The sequence below is a fragment of the Burkholderia paludis genome (assembly GCF_000732615.1).
GTDB classification, from domain to species: Bacteria; Pseudomonadota; Gammaproteobacteria; order Burkholderiales; family Burkholderiaceae; genus Burkholderia; species Burkholderia paludis.
This window is the reverse complement of the sequence record NZ_JPGL01000111.1, coordinates 1-575: the sequence shown is the minus strand read 5'-3', so window position 1 is coordinate 575 and position 575 is coordinate 1. Positions and strand designations below refer to the sequence as shown.

General features: G+C 70.1%; 1 pseudogene. It reads right to left on the bottom strand.

Annotation, left to right across the window (positions count from 1 at the left end):
• A pseudogene (locus GQ56_RS39850) lies at positions 1 to 575 on the bottom strand (cell surface protein); the annotation flags it as partial.

Here is a 575-nt window from a genome sequence, read left to right as displayed (position 1 = left end):
CCGACCTGCTGGGCGACCGAATAGAGCTGGCTGCCGTTGATCGCGTCGGTACTCGTCGCGGTCACCTGGCCCGCGGCGACGTTGGTGATTTGTCGCTCGTTGTTGGGGCTGCCGACGCTGACGGTGCCGACCGGCGAGGTGCCGGCGAATCCGCCGAACGTCACGCCGCCGACGGTCGCGCTGCTCGTGGCGACAGCGGGGGCGGTCTGCGCGCCGGTGCCGAGCGCGACGGAATCGTTCGTGCTGGCGACGGCGCCGCTGCCGATGGCGACGGCGTCGGTGCCGGTCGCGGTGCTGTCTGCGCCGGTCGAGTTCGCGTGGAAGTACTTGATGCCCTGGCTGTTGATGTTGTTGATCGCCGAGCCGACGCTGGTGGCGGTCGACGTCGTGCCGTTCGCGTTGTAGGTCGTGTATGCCGGCGCGGAGACCGTGCCGGTCGTCGGGTTGTACGTCGAGCCGCCGCCGAGTGCCGCCGCCGTGCTGTTGCCGAGGTTGTCCGTCTTGACCGTGACCGTGCTCAGGCCGGTGGACAGCGAGCCGATCGAGCTGGTGGCCGACGACAGGCCCGTCGACGT